The sequence below is a fragment of the Nostoc sp. LPT genome, from assembly GCF_017115165.1.
Taxonomy (GTDB): Bacteria; Cyanobacteriota; Cyanobacteriia; order Cyanobacteriales; family Nostocaceae; genus Nostoc.
The window spans coordinates 46,671-67,194 of sequence record NZ_JABXKF010000023.1; the positions used below are offsets into that span (position 1 = coordinate 46,671).

At 41.6% G+C, this 20,524-nt stretch carries 17 protein-coding genes and 2 pseudogenes; 7 read left to right on the forward strand and 12 right to left on the reverse strand.

The features are described 5' to 3' along the window. Window positions 1-19 precede the first annotated feature (19 nt). Window positions 20-757, reverse strand: coding sequence for a Ycf66 family protein (locus HWQ58_RS04680; RefSeq protein ID WP_292858407.1), 738 nt, complete (start codon window positions 755-757; stop codon window positions 20-22). Between the two features lie 215 nt (window positions 758-972). Between HWQ58_RS04680 and gndA the strand changes: the two genes are divergently transcribed. Continuing rightward, window positions 973-2,457 carry an NADP-dependent phosphogluconate dehydrogenase gene (gndA, locus tag HWQ58_RS04685; RefSeq protein ID WP_292858410.1) on the forward strand — a complete coding sequence of 495 codons (1,485 nt, stop codon included), beginning with the start codon at window positions 973-975 and terminating at the stop codon, window positions 2,455-2,457. Between the two features lie 162 nt (window positions 2,458-2,619). Here gndA and HWQ58_RS04690 read toward each other — a convergent pair whose 3' ends face one another. The 3 genes from HWQ58_RS04690 to cax form a co-directional block, all read right to left on the reverse strand. Further along, complete coding sequence (locus tag HWQ58_RS04690; RefSeq protein ID WP_292858413.1) at window positions 2,620-3,792, reverse strand: DarT ssDNA thymidine ADP-ribosyltransferase family protein; 1,173 nt, start codon at window positions 3,790-3,792, stop codon at window positions 2,620-2,622. After that, window positions 3,789-4,937 carry a serine/threonine-protein kinase gene (locus HWQ58_RS04695; protein ID WP_292858415.1) on the reverse strand — a complete coding sequence of 383 codons (1,149 nt, stop codon included), beginning with the start codon at window positions 4,935-4,937 and terminating at the stop codon, window positions 3,789-3,791. The genes HWQ58_RS04690 and HWQ58_RS04695 overlap by 4 nt, the downstream gene beginning before the upstream one ends. Before the next feature lie 229 nt (window positions 4,938-5,166). Next, a complete protein-coding gene (gene cax, locus HWQ58_RS04700) occupies window positions 5,167-6,264 on the reverse strand; it encodes a calcium/proton exchanger (protein ID WP_292858416.1) in 1,098 nt (365 codons plus the stop codon). A gap of 530 nt (window positions 6,265-6,794) precedes the next feature. On the opposite strand from cax, the gene HWQ58_RS04705 reads away from it, so the two are divergent. Beyond that, window positions 6,795-9,512, forward strand: coding sequence for a DUF3536 domain-containing protein (locus HWQ58_RS04705; protein ID WP_292858417.1), 2,718 nt, complete (start codon window positions 6,795-6,797; stop codon window positions 9,510-9,512). Between the two features lie 237 nt (window positions 9,513-9,749). Here the strand turns inward: HWQ58_RS04705 and HWQ58_RS04710 are convergent, their stop codons facing one another. The 6 genes and pseudogenes from HWQ58_RS04710 to HWQ58_RS04735 form a co-directional block, all read right to left on the reverse strand. After that, window positions 9,750-10,397: a CatB-related O-acetyltransferase gene (locus HWQ58_RS04710; RefSeq protein WP_292858418.1), complete on the reverse strand. Its 648-nt coding sequence runs from the start codon at window positions 10,395-10,397 to the stop codon at window positions 9,750-9,752. Between the two features lie 382 nt (window positions 10,398-10,779). Further along, window positions 10,780-11,025 (reverse strand): hypothetical protein, encoded by a 246-nt coding sequence (locus HWQ58_RS04715; protein ID WP_292858419.1) that lies wholly within the window; start codon window positions 11,023-11,025, stop codon window positions 10,780-10,782. Window positions 11,026-11,063: 38 nt separating this feature from the next. Continuing rightward, window positions 11,064-11,309, reverse strand: a complete 246-nt coding sequence (locus HWQ58_RS04720) for an HNH endonuclease (protein ID WP_292858421.1) — start codon at window positions 11,307-11,309, stop codon at window positions 11,064-11,066. A 7-nt stretch (window positions 11,310-11,316) separates the two neighbouring features. After that, on the reverse strand, window positions 11,317-12,414 hold the full coding sequence (locus HWQ58_RS04725; RefSeq protein ID WP_292858423.1) for a Gfo/Idh/MocA family oxidoreductase: 1,098 nt from the start codon (window positions 12,412-12,414) through the stop codon (window positions 11,317-11,319). Window positions 12,415-12,733: 319 nt separating this feature from the next. Then, a pseudogene (locus tag HWQ58_RS04730) lies at window positions 12,734-13,201 on the reverse strand (DUF4870 domain-containing protein). A 373-nt stretch (window positions 13,202-13,574) separates the two neighbouring features. Beyond that, window positions 13,575-13,715 (reverse strand): annotated as a pseudogene (locus HWQ58_RS04735) (sigma-70 family RNA polymerase sigma factor); the annotation flags it as partial. A gap of 26 nt (window positions 13,716-13,741) precedes the next feature. On the opposite strand from HWQ58_RS04735, the gene HWQ58_RS04740 reads away from it, so the two are divergent. From HWQ58_RS04740 to HWQ58_RS04750, 3 genes are all read left to right on the forward strand, one after another. Continuing rightward, window positions 13,742-14,269 carry a hypothetical protein gene (locus HWQ58_RS04740; RefSeq protein ID WP_292858426.1) on the forward strand — a complete coding sequence of 176 codons (528 nt, stop codon included), beginning with the start codon at window positions 13,742-13,744 and terminating at the stop codon, window positions 14,267-14,269. Between the two features lie 137 nt (window positions 14,270-14,406). Then, on the forward strand, window positions 14,407-14,802 hold the full coding sequence (locus HWQ58_RS04745; RefSeq protein ID WP_292858429.1) for a hypothetical protein: 396 nt from the start codon (window positions 14,407-14,409) through the stop codon (window positions 14,800-14,802). A gap of 363 nt (window positions 14,803-15,165) precedes the next feature. Beyond that, the gene (locus HWQ58_RS04750) at window positions 15,166-15,915 is read left to right on the forward strand and encodes a hypothetical protein (protein WP_292858432.1); all 750 of its coding nucleotides are present in this window, start codon (window positions 15,166-15,168) and stop codon (window positions 15,913-15,915) included. Window positions 15,916-16,495: 580 nt separating this feature from the next. Here HWQ58_RS04750 and HWQ58_RS04755 read toward each other — a convergent pair. Then, the gene (locus HWQ58_RS04755) at window positions 16,496-17,767 is read right to left on the reverse strand and encodes a ribulose bisphosphate carboxylase small subunit (protein ID WP_292858435.1); all 1,272 of its coding nucleotides are present in this window, start codon (window positions 17,765-17,767) and stop codon (window positions 16,496-16,498) included. Between the two features lie 755 nt (window positions 17,768-18,522). Continuing rightward, a complete protein-coding gene (locus HWQ58_RS04760) occupies window positions 18,523-18,771 on the reverse strand; it encodes a hypothetical protein (protein WP_292858438.1) in 249 nt (82 codons plus the stop codon). 105 nt (window positions 18,772-18,876) lie between these two features. Here HWQ58_RS04760 and HWQ58_RS04765 point away from each other — a divergent pair, with 105 nt between their 5' ends. Both HWQ58_RS04765 and trmFO read left to right on the forward strand, forming a co-directional pair. After that, window positions 18,877-19,011: a hypothetical protein gene (locus HWQ58_RS04765; protein WP_292858441.1), complete on the forward strand. Its 135-nt coding sequence runs from the start codon at window positions 18,877-18,879 to the stop codon at window positions 19,009-19,011. A gap of 141 nt (window positions 19,012-19,152) precedes the next feature. Then, complete coding sequence (gene trmFO, locus HWQ58_RS04770) at window positions 19,153-20,469, forward strand: FADH(2)-oxidizing methylenetetrahydrofolate--tRNA-(uracil(54)-C(5))-methyltransferase TrmFO (protein ID WP_292858444.1); 1,317 nt, start codon at window positions 19,153-19,155, stop codon at window positions 20,467-20,469. Window positions 20,470-20,524: the final 55 nt, after the last annotated feature.

Sequence of the window (20,524 nt, forward strand, 5' to 3'; positions counted from 1 at the left end):
AAACTGGGTTTCACAGAATTCAACTACCTTGATTCGGCGGTATTGGTTCCGGTGGCGTTTCCGCTGGGGGAGCGAGTACCGCATCCGGCGCAATGTCTTCTACGGGAATCGGTTGCTTATCCTCAATTTCAAAATCTGGTTGCGCTGCTTCCACCAATTCAGGAGATGGGGGATGTGGGGGAATCGCTTCCGGTACACTTTCGGTTTTTGCTTCGGTGTCGGTAGTAACTGTCTCCTCTGCTGGTTGTTCTGGTATGACAATAGTTTTGTCAATAATCTCAACAGCAGGTTTCTCTGTTATTACAGAGGTAATATCTTCAGGTTTGGGGGTTGTGGGTGTCTTTTTGCTCACAGTCTGCTGCACCTTGTCTTTCGCGCCACTGAAGGTACTACCCAGACCTTTTTGCAACTGGCCTAGCCGTTCCTGAAGGGACAACTTATTTACCTGTTCTTGAATGCCAGTTTTTACCGTCTCAGGACTGGGTACTTGGGTTTGTTGTGCCTGTGGAGTCAATTGCCGACGTAATGATAGAGTTTGCCAGCCAAACCAGACCAAAAGAGCCACACTAGCCACATGACCCAGCAACAAACCTCCAGTAATGCGTGGTGCAAATACCCATAAGACTAAAGCGTAGAACAATCCTACGCCACTCCAAATGAAGTCATTCTTGCGGTGGATTTCTGGAAAAAAGAAAGCTGCTATGTAAATGGCTAAACTACCAAGACCCACTACCAAAGCTAGGACAAATGCCAGCATTATTTGGTTACTCCTTACTGCGTCCTTTGATTATTTCAATTTTGCAAATTTTGCCAGTCAATTGTTGATTTAGATACAATTTAAAATTAATTATCCATGTTAGTTGTGGATTTTTGCCCTTTATTCAAGTCTTAAGGTCTTCTTTAGGAGAGAAGGGAAAATATCGGACTACCCTTAAAGTAAAAGGATCTGCAAGAGTTAGCCAGAAATTTTTTATGACACTACAAAGCTTTGGTGTGATTGGATTAGCCGTTATGGGTGAGAACATCGCTCTCAACGTGGAGCGCAATGGCTTCCCAATTGCAGTTTACAACCGCTCCCGAGAAAAAACGGATGCGTTTATGGCGCAGCGTGCACCAGGACGGAACGTCAAAGCCGCCTTCACCCTAGAAGAATTCGTTGCCTTATTGGAACGTCCCCGCAAAATTCTAGTGATGGTGCAAGCTGGTAAGCCAGTAGATGCGGTGATTTCTCAACTCCGACCTTTGCTAAACGAAGGCGATATCATTATTGACGGTGGCAACTCTTGGTTTGAAGATACAGAACGACGCACTCAAGAATTAGAACCGGTTGGACTTCGGTTTATCGGGATGGGTGTCAGCGGTGGTGAAGAAGGTGCGCTAAATGGGCCTTCACTCATGCCAGGAGGTACACAAAGCTCCTACGAGTATCTATCGCCAATTTTTAATAAAATTGCTGCCCAAGTTGACGATGGTCCTTGCGTAACCTATTGCGGTCCTGGTGGCGCCGGTCACTACGTCAAAATGGTACACAACGGCATTGAGTACGGCGATATGCAGCTGATTGCTGAAGCCTACGACTTGCTGAAAAATGTTGCTGGACTAGACCATAATCAGTTACACGAAGTTTTTACCGAGTGGAACACCACCGACGAACTCAATTCGTTTTTGATTGAAATTACAGCAAAGATTTTCCCCTACATTGACCCAGAAACAAATCTACCCTTAGTCGATTTGATTGTTGATGCCGCAGGGCAAAAGGGAACCGGACGCTGGACAGTGCAGACTGCAATGGATTTGGGTGTTGCTGTACCAACAATCATTGCAGCGGTGAACGCCCGAATCATGTCTTCCTTCAAAAAAGAACGGGTAGCAGCATCCAAGATACTTACAGGTCCTTCTGGCAAGTATGAGGGAGATACCAAAGCCTTTATCAACATGGTGCGAGATGCCCTCTATTGCTCGAAAATCTGTTCTTATGCTCAGGGCATGGCACTGCTAGCTACAGCTTCAAAAACCTACAATTTTAACTTGGATTTAGGTGAAATGGCGCGGATTTGGAAGGGTGGCTGTATTATTCGTGCTGGATTTTTGAATAAGATTAAGAAGGCATTTAACGAAAATCCAGCACCACCTAACCTACTATTAGCCCCGGAATTCAAGCAGACGATTCTCGACAGACAAACAGCTTGGCGCGAAGTGTTGGCAACAGCAGCAAAACTGGGAATTCCAGTGCCAGCATTCAGTGCGTCATTAGATTATTTTGACAGCTATCGACGCGATCGCTTGCCCCAAAACCTCACTCAAGCTCAACGCGACTACTTCGGAGCGCACACCTACGAGCGACTTGATAAGCCCGGAGCCTTCCACACCGAATGGACGCCGATTTCTGAAGCATCAGTGCAAACTTCCACACCAAGAGAGCTGCAAACTTCAGAACCAACTACACCTACAAATTAGAGAGTTTTAGATTGTAAATTTGAAAGTGGCTCTTTTAGAGTCACTTTTTTTGTTAATTATCACTGTTAATTGTTAATTGTTAATTATTGATTGTTAAGCTAATGCACATTTAACTTGTATATTTTTCATTTTAGAGAAAAGCCATCTACGGCAACGTGCGAATCAAGAGCAATTTAGCAAGTAATCATTAGTTAGGTATTTGGAATCAATTTGGTGTTCCCGTGGAAGATAAATCGCAACCGGAATTCCTATATTGTGCAAATAACGACACATTAACGGACCTACTTCAGACCAATTTAAGTTGCCTAAACCACAACCCAAAGCTGGCATTGCTAAAGACTGAATACCAATTTCATGACAATTTTTTCTAACCCAGTCTAAGCCACCTTCAATGTCTTCTAAACGAGAGTTTTCTCGCCATTGTCTTTTAGTAGCAAACGACAAGAACCACTTTACAGCATTGGAGGACACAAGCGGAAGGCTAAGATCAGCTAGTTCTTGATCTAAAGAAGCTTCCCGTTTATAGAGATGGGGTTTTGTGGCAGTAAGCTGTTGATTCCGGCAAGCATCTTGATAAACTACATATACGTCAGGAAACTGATATTTTGCCCGTGACGCTAATCCTTTGCCCATTATGCCTTGAAGATTAACACTAATCGTAAGCGTTTGCATATTTGAAAAAAACATATCCCCATCAATCAAGGAAATATTAGTCCCGATACGGGCAGCAGATATGGGTTGGAAGAACATATTTGGTTCAGGAACAACAGGTATTTTAGCTGAACCTATAATTGTTTCGACTCGCTCTTTAGTTTTATAGTCTGCTACAAAGACTGAATGAACAAGTTCTGGGCTGATTTGCTCAAGAACCAGGTACTCAGCCATTATCTTTCGTTTGGAACCATCAAGCTCATTCCACCACTCATTTTGAATAATTTTCCATTGTTTCTGAAGTATTTCTATTCCTTCCCTAATAGCAAAAAATTGAGTTGGATCGTTGGCAGCATTTCCATCTGTAATTAGTCCTCCTAATGCTGCAAGTACATCGGGTTTGACTCCAACAACAGCAATATCTCTTTTGTCCTTTTCATGAACCACCCGATACATCATTGGGTTACGTGGCTGAAAATATAAGTTAGCGTAATCCCACAAACTACTCCTTCCAGGCGTAGACTTATCTTTACGCTTGCTAACAATTCCACTGTCGTAGATTAGTGTATATGAAATATCTAACTCCTCAACTGCTTTGTGCGATAAAATACCTCTTTGAAGTATTGAGGGCAGATTTTCAATGTGTGTGATGTAATAGAGACTTTTTATATCTGGTTTTATCATTGATTTGGCGTGTTATTCTTTCCAAGGTATTTGGCTTTTAATTCTTCTAATTCTTCATCTATTTTGCTTTTACTAGTAGGCTGAGATGTAGGATTTGGTGGCTGTATTGTATTTTGTTGAGGTTTACTACTACCCAAAAATTGGGTTTTCATTTCTTCTAATTCTTTCTCAAGTTGACTAGGAGATTTTGATACAAAAGCGGGTGGAGAATTTGGTGGTGATTGAGGGATAGGTTTTGGTGCAATCGCTGGCTTCGATGCTACTGGCGAGTATTTATTTAAGTCTTTGAGAACTTCATCTACTGTTTGATAACGCCGAATTGGAATACTTTCTAGCATCTTGTTAAGAATGCGGCTCAACTCATTACTGACGGGAGTTTGCAAGTATTGCTGCCATACCCAAGTATCGTTGTTGGTATCATAAGAATCGAAGGGCGATCGCACTGTTAATAAATTAATACAAGTCGCACCCAAACTATAAATATCGCTGGCGAAAATAGCCCTACCTCTCATTTGTTCGGGAGCAACATATTGTGGACTACCAATACTAGTACCAGTTTTATTTAAGGCAGCGCCAGTAGCAGATTTAGCAGCACCAAAATCTACTAATACTAGTTTGCGATCGCTCTCGCGTAAAATAATATTTTCTGGCTTAATATCGCGGTGAATTACGTGTCTGGCGTGACAAAATTGCAAAACTGACAATAAATCATTTAATAGTTGCCAGACTTGTGTTTCACTAAAAGCACCTTTATGTGCCAATTCCTGGGCTAAGTTTTGCCCGTCGATAAATTCTTGTACGAGATACTGCCGATTTTCTTGGGTAAAATATGCCAGTAGTTCGGGAATTTGGGGATGTTTGCCCAATTCATCTAACTGTACTGCTTCTTGGTTAAATAACTCTACGGCTTTTGCCAGAGTGTTAGTGCCTTGGGATTGGGGATAAAATTGCTTAATTACGCAGCGTGGTTTTGAGGGTTTATCTTCATCCACAGCTAAGAAAGTTTTGCCAAAACCACCTTGTCCGATTGGTTTGATAGCACGGTAACGTTCTTTGAGGAGTAACTTGGTACCGCAAGTCCGGCAAAACTTGACATCATCAGGATTTTCAGGCTTGGGACAATGAGGATTAAGGCAGTAGCTCATACAGGCGATCGCTCTTATATCTCTCTATTTTACTGGCGTTATGGGTGGAGACTTTTGCGAATCCGTTAAAATATGAGCGATCTCTACGACGGGCTATTCGGCGTCGCACTACTAACTAGTACAGCTTGGCGGAAATCAAGCCACCATTTTAAAACTTGCAAAAGCCTTGATATACAAACTTTTGACTTTTGACTTTTGACTTTTGACTTTTGACTTCCGCCTTGCAGTACTACCCCATACCTTCCATAACTGGATGGAAGTAGAAGGCAAACCCCAACACTGTATAGGCAGCTAATAACAAAGTGCCTTCCAGCCAATTGGATTTACCATCGGAACTAATACTGTTGGCAATCAACACTGACACAACTACAGCGACTAATTCAAAGGGTTTGAAATCCAAATCCATTGGTTGCCCCAATACCCGCCCTGCGATAACTAACACGGGTGCAACAAATAGGGCAATTTGCATACTCGACCCCACAGCTACCGACAGGGAAAGATCCATCTTATCTTTCATCGCCACGGTGACTGCTGTAGCGTGTTCAGCCGCGTTACCGACGATGGGAACCAAAATTACCCCTGTAAACAGCGCTGTCAAACCTAGCTCAGATGTGGCCACTTCCAGAGAATCTACTAGCATTTCTGACTCAATTGCCACTAGCAAAGTACATACTAGCAGCACGCCAACCCATAAAACCATATTTGGTTTACCATGAGATATTTCCTCTGCTTCTGCTTCTGCCTCCGCTACACCCACATCATAAAGATAGGAGTGAGTTTTCATCGAAAATAGCAGCGTTAGGGCATAAACCAAGATTAATACTACGGCAACAGCAATAGAAAGATTTTGCAGTGTTTGTTGGTTAATTCCTTGAGAAGTGTAATTCATCGCCGTTGGCATCAAAATCGCAATCACTGCCAAATTCATCGAAGCAGCATTCACCCGCGCCACAATTGGCTGAAATGTCTGTTCTTTGTAGCGCAGTCCTCCCAAAAGCATGGAAAAACCCATTACCAGTAGTAAGTTGCTAATAATCGATCCCGTGATACTGGCTTTGACTACATCTATTAACCCAGCGTTCAGCGCTACTAGGGCGATGATTAATTCTGTAGCATTGCCAAAGGTGGCGTTTAACAAGCCCCCCAGCGATGGCCCAACGACGACAGCAATTTCTTCTGTGGCTGTACCCATCCAAGCTGCTAAGGGCAGAATTGCTAATCCAGCTGTAATGAAAACTGTCAATTCTCCCCATTCCAGAAAGTGGGCTGCTACAGAAACCGGAATGAACAATAGTAAAGCGAAAAGAATAATGTTTTTGGTTGACATTTGTTGTCTTAAGTTGAGGGTATCATTCACAGCGAGCAATCCTAAGTTTCAAATTTGGAGTGTTGAATTAACAATCACTTTCACTCAGCACTCCCATAGGATACTCTCAACCGCCTATAGAACAATTCAGAGATTGTACTGTTTTCCGTTCACCGCTGTGGATGTTGTGTAAAGCAAAATTACGATATAATGAGTTTTTGTAATCTTTTGTTGCAAAACTATGAATTTGAGCCAAAATATTACACCAAAAATGGGGTTTAATATATTAAAAGACAATTAAAATTTTGATTGGCGCTAAAGAAGAGAAAACCCCTAACTAAGGCTTTGTTCAATGGCTAATTACTTTGAGCCTTCAGGGAAAGGGCTGTGCGATAACGCAGATTTCCGGCTACAATAAAACCGCTTTGTCAAAAATTTGGTTGGATTCCATAGTTGTTGTTTATACCGGATTTTGTGTTCAAACTATTGGAGAAAGGTTTATGCACAATGTTTTCGGTGCAAATGCAAGTTTTTGTTTTGGATAAATATACATGACTTCTGCTGCCCAAATGCCAGCTAGCTCTGGCTCAACGTTAACATTACATTCAGATCCGAATAACACCAAACAAACCGATCCCCTGAGAAAGGCTAATGGTGTTTATGTGACGGTGCATGGTCATTTTTACCAGCCACCAAGGGAAAACCCTTATCTGGACGCAATTGAACGCCAACCGAGCGCTGCACCTTTCCATGATTGGAATGAGCGGATTCATTGGGAATGCTATCGTCCAAATGCCTTTGCCAGAGTCTTAAATGACCAAGGCGAAGTGGTGGGGATCGTCAACAATTATGAGTATTTCAGTTTTAATATTGGGCCAACGCTGATGTCGTGGCTAGAACGCTACGATGTGGAGGTTTATCAGCGGATTTTAGAGGCGGATGCCAAGAGTAGGCAACGTTTGCATGGTCACGGCAATGCGATCGCGCAAGTATACAATCACATCATCATGCCTCTGGCGAACGAGCGCGACAAATATACCCAAATTCGCTGGGGTAAAGAAGACTTCCGCTCCCGCTTTGGACGCGATCCCGAAGGGATGTGGCTAGCAGAAACCGGTGTGGATTATGCCACCCTAGAAGCTCTTGTTGCTGAGGGTATTCGCTTCATTATCCTTGCACCATCTCAAGCATTGCGTTGCCGTCCCCTCCCCACCGAAGATCATCCCCATCCAGAATGGCTGGAAGTCGGTGGTAGTCAGATCGATCCCACCCGTCCCTATCGTTGTTATTTGCAGCCCACACTAGATACTTCATCTTCATCTCTGAGTGCGATCGCTACTAGCCCCAAAAAAGATAGAAAAGAAGAATTACCCTATATTGATATCTTCTTCTACGATGGCCCGATATCGCGAGATATGGGTTTTAGTGATGTCGTTTATAATTCCAGTCGCTTTGCCGGACGTATCGGTTCAGCGGTGCGTGGGGATCATCGTCTGGCACAGTTAATTTCTGTGGCGACGGATGGGGAAACCTTTGGACATCACAAGAAGGGAACTGAGAAAACTTTAGCTTATGCCTTTACTAAAGAGTTTCCTCAACAGGGTTGGACGGTGACAAACTTCGCCCACTACCTGAGCTTAAATTCTCCCAGTTGGGAAGTGGAATTAAAGTCAGTCACAGCCTGGAGTTGCGCCCACGGTGTTGGTCGATGGGAGGATGACTGTGGTTGCGGTGGAGAAGGCGGTGTTTGGCATCAGAAATGGCGTCGCCCCCTGCGAGATGCCCTAAATTGGCTGCGGGATCAGCTAATTGAAGTGTATGAGGAACATGGTAGGCAGTTATTTCGCGATCCCTGGCTAGCACGAGATGAATATATCCAAGTAATACGCGATCGCTCTGCTAGCAATGTCAACCGTTTCCTCGCCCGTCATCAAACCCACAAACTAACGGCAGCCGAACAAGTAGACGCTTTGCGCTTGTTAGAAATGCAGCGTCACGCGTTGTTAATGTTCACTAGTTGCGGCTGGTTTTTTGAAGAAATTTCTCGTCCAGAGGGGACACAAATTCTGCGCTATGCAGCCCGTGCTTTGGAATTGGCAGGGGAAGTGGCAGGTGTGCAGTTGGAAAAAGGCTTTGTCAAACGTCTTGGTTTAGCCCCCAGTAATGTGGATGACTTCAAACACGGTGCGGAAATTTATCGGCAACTGGTGTTAACTGCCCAACTGGGCTTTAAGCAAGTTACAGCCCATTACGCCATTACTTCCCTGTTTACCAATCAGAAATCAGCAGAGACACATAATTCTTTGCCGAGAAAAGATGCTGCTGACAAACAGTCTCAGCGTTACCAGAAGCGGGTTTATTGCTACGCTGCCAATGAGCTAGATTACCAACTACAACGGATGGGCTCGCTAACTCTGGCTGTGGGAAATTTAAAGCTAGTATCAGAGATTACTTGGGAAAGTGAGCATTTGGTATTTGCAGTTCTGCATTTGGGAGGCTGGGATTTCCACTGCTGCATTCAACAATTTACTGGGCGGCGTAACTACAGCCAATTAAAAGAAAAGCTGTTTGGCGCACTGCAACAAGCTAGTGCGGCTCATACTATTTTGGCGATGACACAGCTATTTGGAAAAGAAGCTTTTAACTTGCAAAATCTATTTGCTGAAGAACGCCACCGGATTATGCGATTGCTGAGTCAAGAAACGCTGACACGTTTAGGACAGTTGTATACTCAAGCCTACCGTGATAATTATGGGGTGCTGATGGCGTTTCATCGCGATGAAATAGCAGTACCGCAAGAATTGCAGGTTGCAGCAGATATTGCTTTAGGGCATCGCTGTTTGATGACATTACGATCGCTTGAGCAAGAGATTGCCGATCCCCAAAAGAGTTGGAGTCACATCTTAGAATTAGAGGCGATCGCTACTGAAGCAAAACATCTGCGTTGTCGGCTGAATATTCCCGACGGTAAGCAGATGTTAGAACAGTTAATTGCGCGATCGCTCTGGCAATTGTTGCACGATGCCAATGGTAGCTTTAATGCAGATATCCAACTATTGGAACGATTGATTGATGTCGGGGATCAACTAAATATTGATATTTCCCTACAGCGATCGCAAGAATTGTATTTTAGTTGTCTGCATAGTCAGATAGCGCCAGTGTGTATTACTAGCCTTGGTAATGAAGCAGATAATCAGTGTCTTCAGTTGCTCAAGTTGGGTAAAAAGTTAGCCGTTGATGTTAGCTCGATCTCAAATCAGTTGGCATAGATGTAGGGACTCATATTATGGCCGCTTGATTACTTATTAATCCCGGAGAACCCCACCTCGCCAAAGCTACGCTTTGTCTCCCCTCCCGAAAAGCGGGGAGGGGTTCTTTTATTATACCTGAGTCCGATATAAGAAAAAGTCTGAAAACTAGACATAGTAAGCGATTAAGCAACAGACGCTCATTTCACTGGATGTCAATAAGTCTAAATAAATGAGAATATATGTGTTATGGCTGTTTCAACTGAATCTCTGGTAACTATTCATTTGGGTTGGATCAATCAATTTCAATACATCTGCTTGTGGCTGTTTCAACTGGATCTCTGGTAGCCATTCATCCGGGTTGGTATATAGCAAATCTAAATTAGCTGAAATCTTCGCTAACTCCCAATCCCACCAAGATAGTTCTAGCAAACGTTCTACGGTCTTAGGCTCAAAGCGATACCGAATTATCTTAGCTGGATTACCGACCACAATTGCATACGCAGGAACATCGGAAGTAACAACAGCCTGTGCGCCCACAACTGCACCGTTGCCAATTTTCACCCCTGATAAAATCGTTGCCCCGTACCCAACCCAAACATCATGACCAATAATTGTTACCCCCTTAGAACTTGCATCGGTGTGACTTTCTTCAAAAGAAGTGTGTGCAGATAACCACTTGAAAGGAAATGTCGTTACTCTTGTCATAACATGGTTTCCTCCACCAAAAATGATCACATCCCTGGCTAGGGAACAAAACTTTCCGATCTCAATCCGGTCTGTGGGGGTAAATATTCCCAAACTGATGCGCCGATCAAAATAGGTGTAATCTCCAACTTTGATACGCGGGTCTTGAATGTGAGCATTTAGCCAAATAGGAGGAGAAGCGTATTCAAGCATAGGCATAAAAAATATCTACACTTCAAAAGTCTAATCAATTTGCTTCATTCATAATGGCATAGGGCTGAGATCCTTACAAGAGTGGAAATAGAGGCTCTTACTTGAGTTCGACGTAAAAAAAAGACTGAAAACTAGACAGGATAAATTTTATAGCAATACACAGCTTTCCATCTTAATGTCAATTAGTATCAAATTAAGTCAAAACTTCGTTCCCAGCTAGACACTGGAAACGAGGTCAATTTTTGGATAAAAATTTCACACACACAGAGAAGGATAATTATCCCCTTTTCTTTTAACAGTGAATTTCAAGTTAGTGAAGTACACAACGATTCGTCTCAAGTTCAGGTAATGTAGCCTGTTTTACTCCTGAATTCTGCTGTAATTTCCTTTACTTAAGATGAGAGCGATCGCAATGGTAGGGATAAAGCCATTCACACTTAAAGAGTCCACGTGTATGTTTCTCAAAAAATGTTCCTGCATGGCGTCCAGGTGATATGTCGATTCCAGCTTTGGTTTTAATCTCATATAACCAGGGAAAGGCTACTACTAAAATAGCTATGACTGTAAAGAGGTAGAAAATAGTAGTTTTAATGTTGGGAAATTTTCGAGAATTGCTATTGTGATTTTGAGGCATAGAAATGAGGAGAAACTAATAGCTCATACCATCCTAACCTAAAGCTGAAAATATCGCCAAAAACGTGGATCGATATTATCTGTTTTCTGCTGATTGCAGGTAAAACAGAGAGTTTGGAGATTGCTGATATCATTTTGACCCCCACGAGCCAGGGGAATGATATGGTCAATGCTGAGGTTAGTTTCTACATTAGTTTTACCGCAGCTTCGGCATTGATATTGGTCGCGTTGAAAAACATATTTTTTGACTTCCGGCGGGATACGAATGCGGGGAGTTTTGCTCATCTGTTTTCTAGTTACTAAGAAATCCTTCTAAACTGGGTACGTCTACCCAACTTGATTTTTGATGCGATTCATGAGATAAATCCATCAACAACTGAGAATAAATTCCTTCGCGTAGTGATGGTGTAATTTCCTGATTGCGGTCAATTCCTTGCACCCATTGGTCTACTACGCGGATAAATGCTGAAATGCGCCCATCAGCATAATTTTGGGGAAAAATTAACCGATTCGGTATTTCTATTTCTGTTAGAGGTTTACCTGGCTGGGAACCCCAAACACGAAAACCATGTATATAATCTTTTTGATTTTCACTGCCCACAATTAATGTACCGCGATCGCCATATACTTCTACCCAATGCGTTCTTGCTGCATGAACAACCGCACTGATAGAAAGTTGACAAGGTGTACCATTGGCCAATTCCAGAGTTAATATACAGTTGTCATCTGTATTCACTGCCTTAGATTCCCCACTAATAGGGTCAACTCGTGTAGGAATAGCAGTACTCAGATAGGCGTTTAATCTACGCACTGGCCCGAATAACCAGTGAATATAATCGAAGGCGTGAGAACCCAAAGATCCCAATGCACCGCCTCCTTTATCTTTGTCAGAATACCAATTCCAAGGGCGTGAAGTATCAGCACGAGAAGAACCTAACCAATCAATTTTAATTAGGCGCAACTTACCTACATAGTTTTCTGACAATAATTCTGCAAACAATTGCCATGCTGGTACAAAGCGAAATTCAAAGTCTACAGTTGCAATAACGCTTTTTGCTTTAGCTAACTGATAAAGTTCTTTCGCTTCAAATACATTTAAAGTTATCGGTTTTTCTAGTAATAAATGTTTTCTTGCTTGCAGTACAGTTTTTGCCATTTCATAGTGCAAAAAGGGCGGTGTCGAAATGCTGACGGCTTGCACTTCTGGTAATGCCACAATATCGGCAAGTGAGTCGGAAGCGTGATGAATATTATGGGATTCTGCTATGGCTTTGGCTTTATTTATATCTCGGTGATAAACAGCAACTACCTCAGTACGAGGATGTGCTTGGAATCCTGGTATGTGGACTTTTTGACCAAATCCAGTGCCTGCGATCGCAACTCCAATCATCTAATTTTTATCCTCATATTTATGTAACTTATTTTTTGTTTAATATTATTTTGGAAATCATATCTAATATGTAGTTATATCAAGCTTTTTAGACAATTTTTTCCTCCTGCTTGGCGGTTGCTATCGATTTGATAACATCTAGTAAAGCGATTGTTCTTTTGAATCTAGTATACTATCAGATATAGCAATCCTAAATCATTTGTAAAATATTTTTTTGTTGGCTGTTATTTGTCCTTTGTAATCACAAATGACTCTTGACAAATGACCAAGTACGACCATAACAGAAACTTTCACAATCTCAATTAGGATTGCTATAGTCTTATCGTAAAACTCTAATTGTAAAGGGGTAACGATAATGCTCACCATTGTAAGCTTTAATAGCGGCAAAAGTCACTACAAAAGATTGTAGTACCAGTTTGAATAAAATTAATGATATAAGTATACTTAATAAAGTGTCTAAAGTATTTTTTAATTCATTAGTTGAACCATTAGTAGTCACTGCCAAACTAACGCTAGTTAATACTAAAAATAAAGATATTGTTATAACAATAAAAGTGTAATAAGTTAAAGACATTTAAAAATTTAATGATTCCTTACCTTGTAAATCAATCCAGGGATATTGAGATTTTTTAAAGTGCCAAATTATCAGTGGAGGTAAAATATTTAAAGGTAAATATAAAGGAATGCCAAGAAATACCAAAAAAAACAATAATATCCATCCTACCAAAGCTGAGAAATGACACAACATTGCCCATATACGCATTTGTTGTTTAGGTTTTTCTTTCATGGCTTTTTATGTTTAGGTGGATTTACAATATAATTCCCCATTGTAATTATCTATAAAAAAGCCAAACAAAAGTTTAAAATCTGAGTATTTCTCGGTCAGAATTTACGAGAAGAGGTTCTATTTCCCAGACTATACTTTATCCTGGCAGTAGCACAACTTCTACGTCAAGTTGTTTTACAGCAGTTATAGCTATATCTTCGTTATATCATGTTTGCTTGATTACTTATTAAACCCGAATCAGCTCGCCAAAGCTAGGCTTTGTCTCCCCACACCTATGCTTTGGGGATGATCTGCGATCGCCAGTTGATACCGTGTCTGCTTAAAAACCGATTGTTAAGATCGCAGAGATGCAGATAGGAGAGGTTTTTGGGCTTTCTGCTTCCCTGTTTTGGCACAAAGTTTCGCAGATAGCACTGCTAAAGATGGCGTTGGCGTAGCTTTTTAAGGTAAAACCTTTGAGAATTTCATCAACTTGGGCGATCGCAATCTGAAAACAGTCTGAAATTTGGTGTTGCTGAATCAAGGGATGATTCTTGTAGGGTGGCCGACACGAGCGCCCTGAAATACAAGGTTATTTGCATCAACATTAGGCCTCTTGCAAAAGTCCCTAATACCCCTCCCCAAGGCATCGGGAAGGCAAGGTGGTTTCATACAAGCAGAGAACTAAAACTGGGTTTCAAAGCCTTTCCCCCCGTGGGGGAGAGGAATGGAAGTGAGGGAAAAAGCCATGCCACAAAACGAGAAATCAAGACTTATGTATTTTTCTTTTTTCCTATGAAACCACCCTGCCCCAAGGCATTGAGGAGGGGAGCGTTTGCTTTACTTAAATACGGGGTGGAGTTGTTTTTTTTTGATTTATGCAAGAGGTTTATTGCAATATTCCTCATCAACATTGCAACGTTTTTCATCAACATTGAAATGTTCTTCATTAAGATTTCAATGTTCTTCATCAACATTACAATATTCCTCATTAACATTGCAATATTCCTTATCAATATTGAAATATTCCTCATCAACATTGCAATATTCCTCATCAACATTAAAGCAATTGCAAAGAAAAACAGGTAAAAACTGAAAATTAAGAGAAATTACTCAAATTGGTTTGGATTTTTTTAACAAATATAATTATTCACTAATTTTACTGAACCAAAAAATAGCTTTAGTAAGGCAAAGTAGCTTTAGAAACCTCTCTAAGGAGTATATTGATGTCTCGTAAAAAACGTACATCCCGTGTTCTCGAAAAAGCTGAGTTGAAATCCGCTGGACTAAAAGCAATTGATTCAAATATGAATTTTGGTGATGATTGCGATTTGCAAAACTTGAATCAAGCAATTGAGCAGCTAAGAACTATGCTTGATGCTTATAACACTGCTTTAACTGTAATTGATTCTTCCAAAACTAAAATTGATGCGATGGAAAAAACCCTAAGTAATCTTACAGACAAGATGGTAAGAGGGGTTGCTTTTAAATATGGCAGAGATAGCAGCGAATATGAAATGGCGGGTGGGGTTCGCGATAGCGAACGGATTCGCAAAAGCAGATTAAGCCGTTTCAAAGCTGCTGCTAAAGAAGTATCAGATGAAAATCCTAAAACTACCTAATACAGCCCAGATAAAAGTATAAGACAGAGCCAAAGCAATCTTCTTGCAAGGGTTGTAGGGAACGAACAAAGGCTACTTTGTTAATTAAATTTATTTTCTCATGTACTGCAATTGTTTATGGTAAAGCATAACCTATTGCAATTTTTTATATATACTCAGACTTATTGATAAATAATAATTATATACAGCTACTATCATGCATTCTTATGCATATTAGATTGGGCATTTTGTAGTCTTATCTAATATTTTTTAATACTGAAAGTATTGCTGCATAGTATTTTCAACTATTTTGCTTGTCTAAATACTAATTAGAGTTTATAGTGATACGGTGTTTTCCGTTCCTTGTCTCGGCAGATTCATAACATGATTTATTCTGGCAAATTACAAAAGTATTTTGCGGGCATTTCTTTGTCTGTAATTTTAGTAGGTGATTTAGTTCTCACAGAAAAAACTGCTCCAGTTTTAGCCGAAACCATAAATACATCGATCGGTGAAGCTGTGACATTCAGTTGCAATGATAGTGAAGCAACAATCAAAGCTAAAAATGGCCCCAAAGTAGTTAATGGAACAGCAAGAATTTACGTTGGCTATCAGCAGCTCTCAAATAACAAAAACCCTGTAACTATCCGCTTCAATAATGGGATAAAAGCATGGTGTCGTAATGATTACGAGACAACAAATGACGATGGTACAGGTTACGGATTGTATTGGAATGGAAGTGATGTCTTATATGGCATTTACTCTTCCACAGGCACTCAGGCAGGTAATGATTTTCGTCGCTTTGCCAGTGGTCGGTGGTTGCCTAGCTATGGTAGTGGAGGCGGGCCAAAAGCCGCAGTTATAGCCCGGATTAATCCAGCTAATGGCCAGGTTTCTTATGCCACATTTTTATCAGGTAAAAAGCCAGATAATGGACAAACTAACTCTTTACTTGTCCAGTCTCTATCATGGAATGGCGCAAATTTGACTGTGAAAGCAATGTCATGGTGGAATCCCCGTAACACCTATACAAATTCCATGAATTGCTCTGGTTCATCACCTTATCAATATACAGCCGCATTTACAGGCGATTTAAGAACGATGACCTCAGTTTCAGCCAGTACTTGTAGGTAGAGAAAAATTCAGCTACCAAATTGAGGAAACATATTGTTTCCAGTTGTTTAAGAATTAAGGGACTTCCAACAAATAAATTATCCAATCTTGTGGGGTGGACATCTTGTCCGCCCAAGGCTTGGGGCGGGCGAGACGCCCACCCCACAAAAAGTAGTTGAGTATTTTTTTATTTGGAGTTCCCTAACAACAACCCTGGCGAATCGAATTCGCAACCTTAAATCCCCAACTTCTTGGGGAAGTTGGTTTTCTTGTTGTTCGCAAATGATTTAAAATTGGCTTTGTAAAAACGGCGATTCATCGCGTCTCTTGCCTTAACCGAACAGCATTGGCATTGCTATAGCTAAGTAGGTAGGCGTAATTAAACATAAGATAAAACCTCACCCTCAATCCCTCTCCTTACTAAGGAGAGGGAAGCCGGAGGCAGGGTGAGTTGACCCACTTACTTAAAACATCATCTCTTTAGCAGCTAATTACCCAGAAATGATATGAGCTAATAGAAAATAAAGCTTTTTTAAACCCGCCCGCGCGGGTTTAGTGTGTGTAGATACACTTTCTAACTCTCGGATTCTGCTGTATGCCCCTAATTGTTTCCATTTGGACGCTGAATAATTGTCTCCACCACCCGCCGCTTGGCTCTGGGATCGATACCTACTAAGCGCACATATTCACCGCTATATTCTGTCAAAGTTGACTCCAAATTTGAGATGGCGTCAGACTCGGCATCAATGTGGCTATGAACACAAGTTTGCCAAGAACCTGTGCGGAAGCGGCGCTCATCTACGTGTTCAATACTAATTTTGTAACCTTGAGATAATAATTCCCTAATTTGAGCTTGTGTATCTAGAGTCAAATGTGGACTGGATGCTTCCTGTTTTTGGAATTGATTAGTTTTTACTTGTTGGGTTGCACCATTTGACGGCTGACTAATTGGTATTACAACAGCAGGTGGTGCAGATTGAGAATTTCTACCTCGATTGAGTCGATTGTAATCATCAACCAAATGGGAATTTTCCACCCGTTTTTGTTCGCCAACTAGGAAATTACCAGACTCGATTAAGTGAGACAGCCTGAAATCTGGCTTTTGAAACTCTGGTGGCCCTTTGGCGCTGTTAACCACACTCAAGGATATCTGCTCAAAACCTACTTTATGGATGTAGTTGCGGATTTGTTCGTCATAAATGCGCGCTCGCAAAGCGCTAAAAAAGTCAATGGACTGATTGACAAAAGTATCAACTAGCTGTTCAATTTCTTTCTGTGATAGTCCATCTGGTTCAAAAATCCCCTTGACAATTCCCACTTTGTCATCTCTATCTGGTTCCCAGTAGAATTTCTCCATCCGTCCATCCCGAATTAACGGTGCATAGAGGGTAGAAAAATCATTACCTGTGACAATAATCGGCACACGATGTAAAGGTGTGGAATCATAGCTTCCCGGTAACTGCACATCTGTGGGATTGTCGGCAATATTCATTAGTGTGGCATTCACCAACTGTGTATTTACAGTATATTGAGTCCCTTCATCAAAGCGTCCAGCACCGGCATCTAAATCGTTAATCATCAGTACACACATTTTGCCGCGTACTTTGATCAGTTCTGCTGTTTCCCGATAGCGCAACCGAATCAACCGCGCTGGATCTCCAGCATCTGGACTTTCCAATTCGCCACCAGATATATTAGTCACCTCGATACCCATTTTCTCGAAGACTAATTGACATTGAAATGTTTTGCCTTCTCCTTTGCGTCCATGAATACCCAATATCACGGGAACTCGCACGCCAGGAAGCTTCAGGAAGTTTTTGGTGATATGGACAGCAAGTTTGTCCAAAAAGCGGGGAGCGATGTAGTAACCCATGAGTTTATATGATGAAAAATTAACACTTCTAAGGTTAATGTTAAGTTTTTTTGGGGATAGCGATCGCTTTTCTTTCAGACAAGCTTGTGCTTATTCATTTGTTGGGTTGATTGTCTGTTGCCATTGAACACGCTCCCAAGCATGGAAGGAGTGAAAACTGCTGTTATTTGGTAGTGCCAAAGATTTGATTACAATATCAAATAACTTTGATAAGCCATTAGAATAATTCCAAGTTTACTGAGATTAGCCTATTTTTAAAATACAGCGTGTTTGAAAACACGTCTTAGAGGATGTTTGAAAAGTCATAATTGATGTATAAGATATTTTTTTACCGTAAATCAAAGGGTTTAAGACCCCTACCTTTACGGGTAGCGCGGAGTCGAAGCCACTCCGCCTCCTTTTCATTTTCAGTCGGGGTTTAAATCCCCGTCTGAAAATGTCTAAAATGTTTGAATGCGTGAATGCGTGAATGCGTGAATTGTTAACCCTCTCCGGATGTATTGGGGAGCCACTGCGTTGGGCGGGCAATGCCCAACTTGTTCGCGCAGCGTCTCCCCTTCTCCCAAAGGGAGAGGCTAGCGCCAAGGGAGAAGCAAGTGGCGTGAGGGAAGCGAATTTTTCTTGTTTCCCCCCAATACATCGGCGGGACTAAGGGGGGTAACAACGCAATTAAAATCACAGCCAATCACTTTTCAAACAACCTTTTAGTATTGCATATCGCTACATTTAATAGAAATCGTTTATATCTACTACGTCTAATTACCCGAAACTTCTTTGAAAGCAGACAACATATCTTCTGTTAATGTATTTGGGTTGTTAGGATCGTTAGTCAATATAATGCCGCGCTTTTCAAGAGCAGCCATAATCTCAGGGCTTAGTCGTGAAACAGGAGGCGTTGCGCCACCGTATACACTTTTCAATACCTGATCATTTGTTATTTCCTCAATAAACATAACTGGAGCTTGATTTAAATCAACGTTATCTTTAATTTTGTTTTTAGTCATAAATCACGTCCCAATTACGTACTTTTAAGTAATTATTGAATACTTGTTTAATGTATCACCTCGAAAAAGGAGAAATCAAGGGTTTATACAAAATATCCTAGTTTGATGACTAATTTTGCTACTTTTTTGATTAATGCAATTAGGCAAGGGCTGAGGACGCGATCGCACTTCCTGGCAGTGTGCCAGTTGGAAAATGTTAAGCTCACCGTTGATGATGGTTTTACGCATCACGACTCGTAAAAAACCTTGAGAGTATAGTCTCAACGTTACAATTGGGCCAATACTTTATTTGGACTTGTTGTGGTTTAACATGACTTTTTATTTAATTTTACTTCTGTAATGGTGATGGATACTTATAATATGGAAATTAAAAATTTAACTATGGAAATACAACCGATACAAGTAATTGGAGGTGGACTAGCTGGGACAGAAGCAGCTTGGCAAATAGCGCAAGCTGGAGTGCCAGTAATTCTGCATGAAATGCGTCCAAAGCGATTTAGTCCTGCTCATCATACAGAACATTTGGCAGAATTAGTGTGTAGTAATTCCTTTGGAGCAATGGCAAGCGATCGCGCGGCGGGATTATTGCACGAAGAGTTACGCCAACTGGGTTCTATCGTCATCTCAAAAGCTGATGAACACGCCGTTCCGGCTGGTGGGGCGCTAGCTGTAGACAGGGGACAATTTGGCCAAGATTTAACCGAAACTTTAGCGAGTCATCCTTTAGTTGAATTTCGCCGGGGTGAAGTGTCTGCAATTCCCGAAGGGATTGTGGTTTTGGCAACCGGGCCTTTAACCAGTCCTGATTTGGCAGAAGATTTGCGCTGCTTTACGGGGATGGAATACCTCAGCTTTTTTGATGCAGCTAGTCCGATTATCGTGGGAGAATCGATTAATCGTGACATTGCTTTTATGGCATCACGTTATGACAAAGGTGAAGCTGCTTATCTCAACTGCCCAATGAATAAAGAGCAGTACTTGCACTTTCAAGAAGAACTTTGTAAAGCGGAACAAACAGAACTTAAGGGTTTTGAACGGGAAACGGCGAAATTTTTTGAAGCTTGTTTACCCATAGAAGAACTAGCACAGCGCGGAGAAGATACCATGCGCTACGGCCCCCTGAAGCCAGTGGGATTGTCAGATACTCGCACAGGGGAACGTCCTTATGCTGTGGTGCAGTTACGACAAGAAGATAAAGCTGGTCAACTGTGGAATATGGTAGGATTTCAAACTAATCTGCGTTGGGGCGAGCAAAAGCGAATCTTTCAGTTAATTCCCAGTTTGGAAAAGGCGGAGTTTGTCAGACTGGGAGTGATGCACCGCAATACTTTTATTAATGCTCCCCAGTTAATGCATCCTACCTTGCAATTTAAAGAGCGTCCGACATTATTAGCTGCTGGACAATTGATCGGTACTGAAGGTTACACTGCTGCGGCTGCGGGTGGTTGCTTGGCGGGAATTAATGCAGCGCGGTTAGCCTTGGGTAAAGAAGCTTTGGTTTTACCACCAACAACAATGATCGGTGCGTTATTAGAATTTATTAGTTCCGCTTCGCCAAAGCATTTCCAACCAATGCCGCCCAACTTTGGGATTTTTCCCGATTTAGGAATGAAAATCAAAAGTAAACCAGAGCGTTATGGACGTTACCGCGATCGCTCTTTAGCTGATTTGGCAAACTGGAAAGCTAATCATAATTAATGAGTGCTGAGTGCTGAGTGCTGAGTGCTGAGTGCTGAGTGCTGAGTGCTGAGTG

What these genes read in the sequence shown, in the direction of transcription:
- cax (WP_292858416.1), bottom strand. Translation starts at nt 6,264, where the DNA reads ATGTCAACCAAAAACATTATTCTTTTCGCTTTACTATTGTTCATTCCG.
- HWQ58_RS04690 (WP_292858413.1), bottom strand. Translation starts at nt 3,792, where the DNA reads ATGATAAAACCAGATATAAAAAGTCTCTATTACATCACACACATTGAA.
- HWQ58_RS04765 (WP_292858441.1), top strand. Translation starts at nt 18,877, where the DNA reads ATGACTAATTTTGCTACTTTTTTGATTAATGCAATTAGGCAAGGGCTG.
- HWQ58_RS04705 (WP_292858417.1), top strand. Translation starts at nt 6,795, where the DNA reads ATGACTTCTGCTGCCCAAATGCCAGCTAGCTCTGGCTCAACGTTAACA.
- trmFO (WP_292858444.1), top strand. Translation starts at nt 19,153, where the DNA reads ATGGAAATACAACCGATACAAGTAATTGGAGGTGGACTAGCTGGGACA.
- HWQ58_RS04715 (WP_292858419.1), bottom strand. Translation starts at nt 11,025, where the DNA reads ATGCCTCAAAATCACAATAGCAATTCTCGAAAATTTCCCAACATTAAA.
- HWQ58_RS04720 (WP_292858421.1), bottom strand. Translation starts at nt 11,309, where the DNA reads ATGAGCAAAACTCCCCGCATTCGTATCCCGCCGGAAGTCAAAAAATAT.
- gndA (WP_292858410.1), top strand. Translation starts at nt 973, where the DNA reads ATGACACTACAAAGCTTTGGTGTGATTGGATTAGCCGTTATGGGTGAG.
- HWQ58_RS04750 (WP_292858432.1), top strand. Translation starts at nt 15,166, where the DNA reads ATGATTTATTCTGGCAAATTACAAAAGTATTTTGCGGGCATTTCTTTG.
- HWQ58_RS04725 (WP_292858423.1), bottom strand. Translation starts at nt 12,414, where the DNA reads ATGATTGGAGTTGCGATCGCAGGCACTGGATTTGGTCAAAAAGTCCAC.
- HWQ58_RS04760 (WP_292858438.1), bottom strand. Translation starts at nt 18,771, where the DNA reads ATGACTAAAAACAAAATTAAAGATAACGTTGATTTAAATCAAGCTCCA.
- HWQ58_RS04755 (WP_292858435.1), bottom strand. Translation starts at nt 17,767, where the DNA reads ATGGGTTACTACATCGCTCCCCGCTTTTTGGACAAACTTGCTGTCCAT.
- HWQ58_RS04745 (WP_292858429.1), top strand. Translation starts at nt 14,407, where the DNA reads ATGTCTCGTAAAAAACGTACATCCCGTGTTCTCGAAAAAGCTGAGTTG.
- HWQ58_RS04680 (WP_292858407.1), bottom strand. Translation starts at nt 757, where the DNA reads ATGCTGGCATTTGTCCTAGCTTTGGTAGTGGGTCTTGGTAGTTTAGCC.
- HWQ58_RS04695 (WP_292858415.1), bottom strand. Translation starts at nt 4,937, where the DNA reads ATGAGCTACTGCCTTAATCCTCATTGTCCCAAGCCTGAAAATCCTGAT.
- HWQ58_RS04710 (WP_292858418.1), bottom strand. Translation starts at nt 10,397, where the DNA reads ATGCCTATGCTTGAATACGCTTCTCCTCCTATTTGGCTAAATGCTCAC.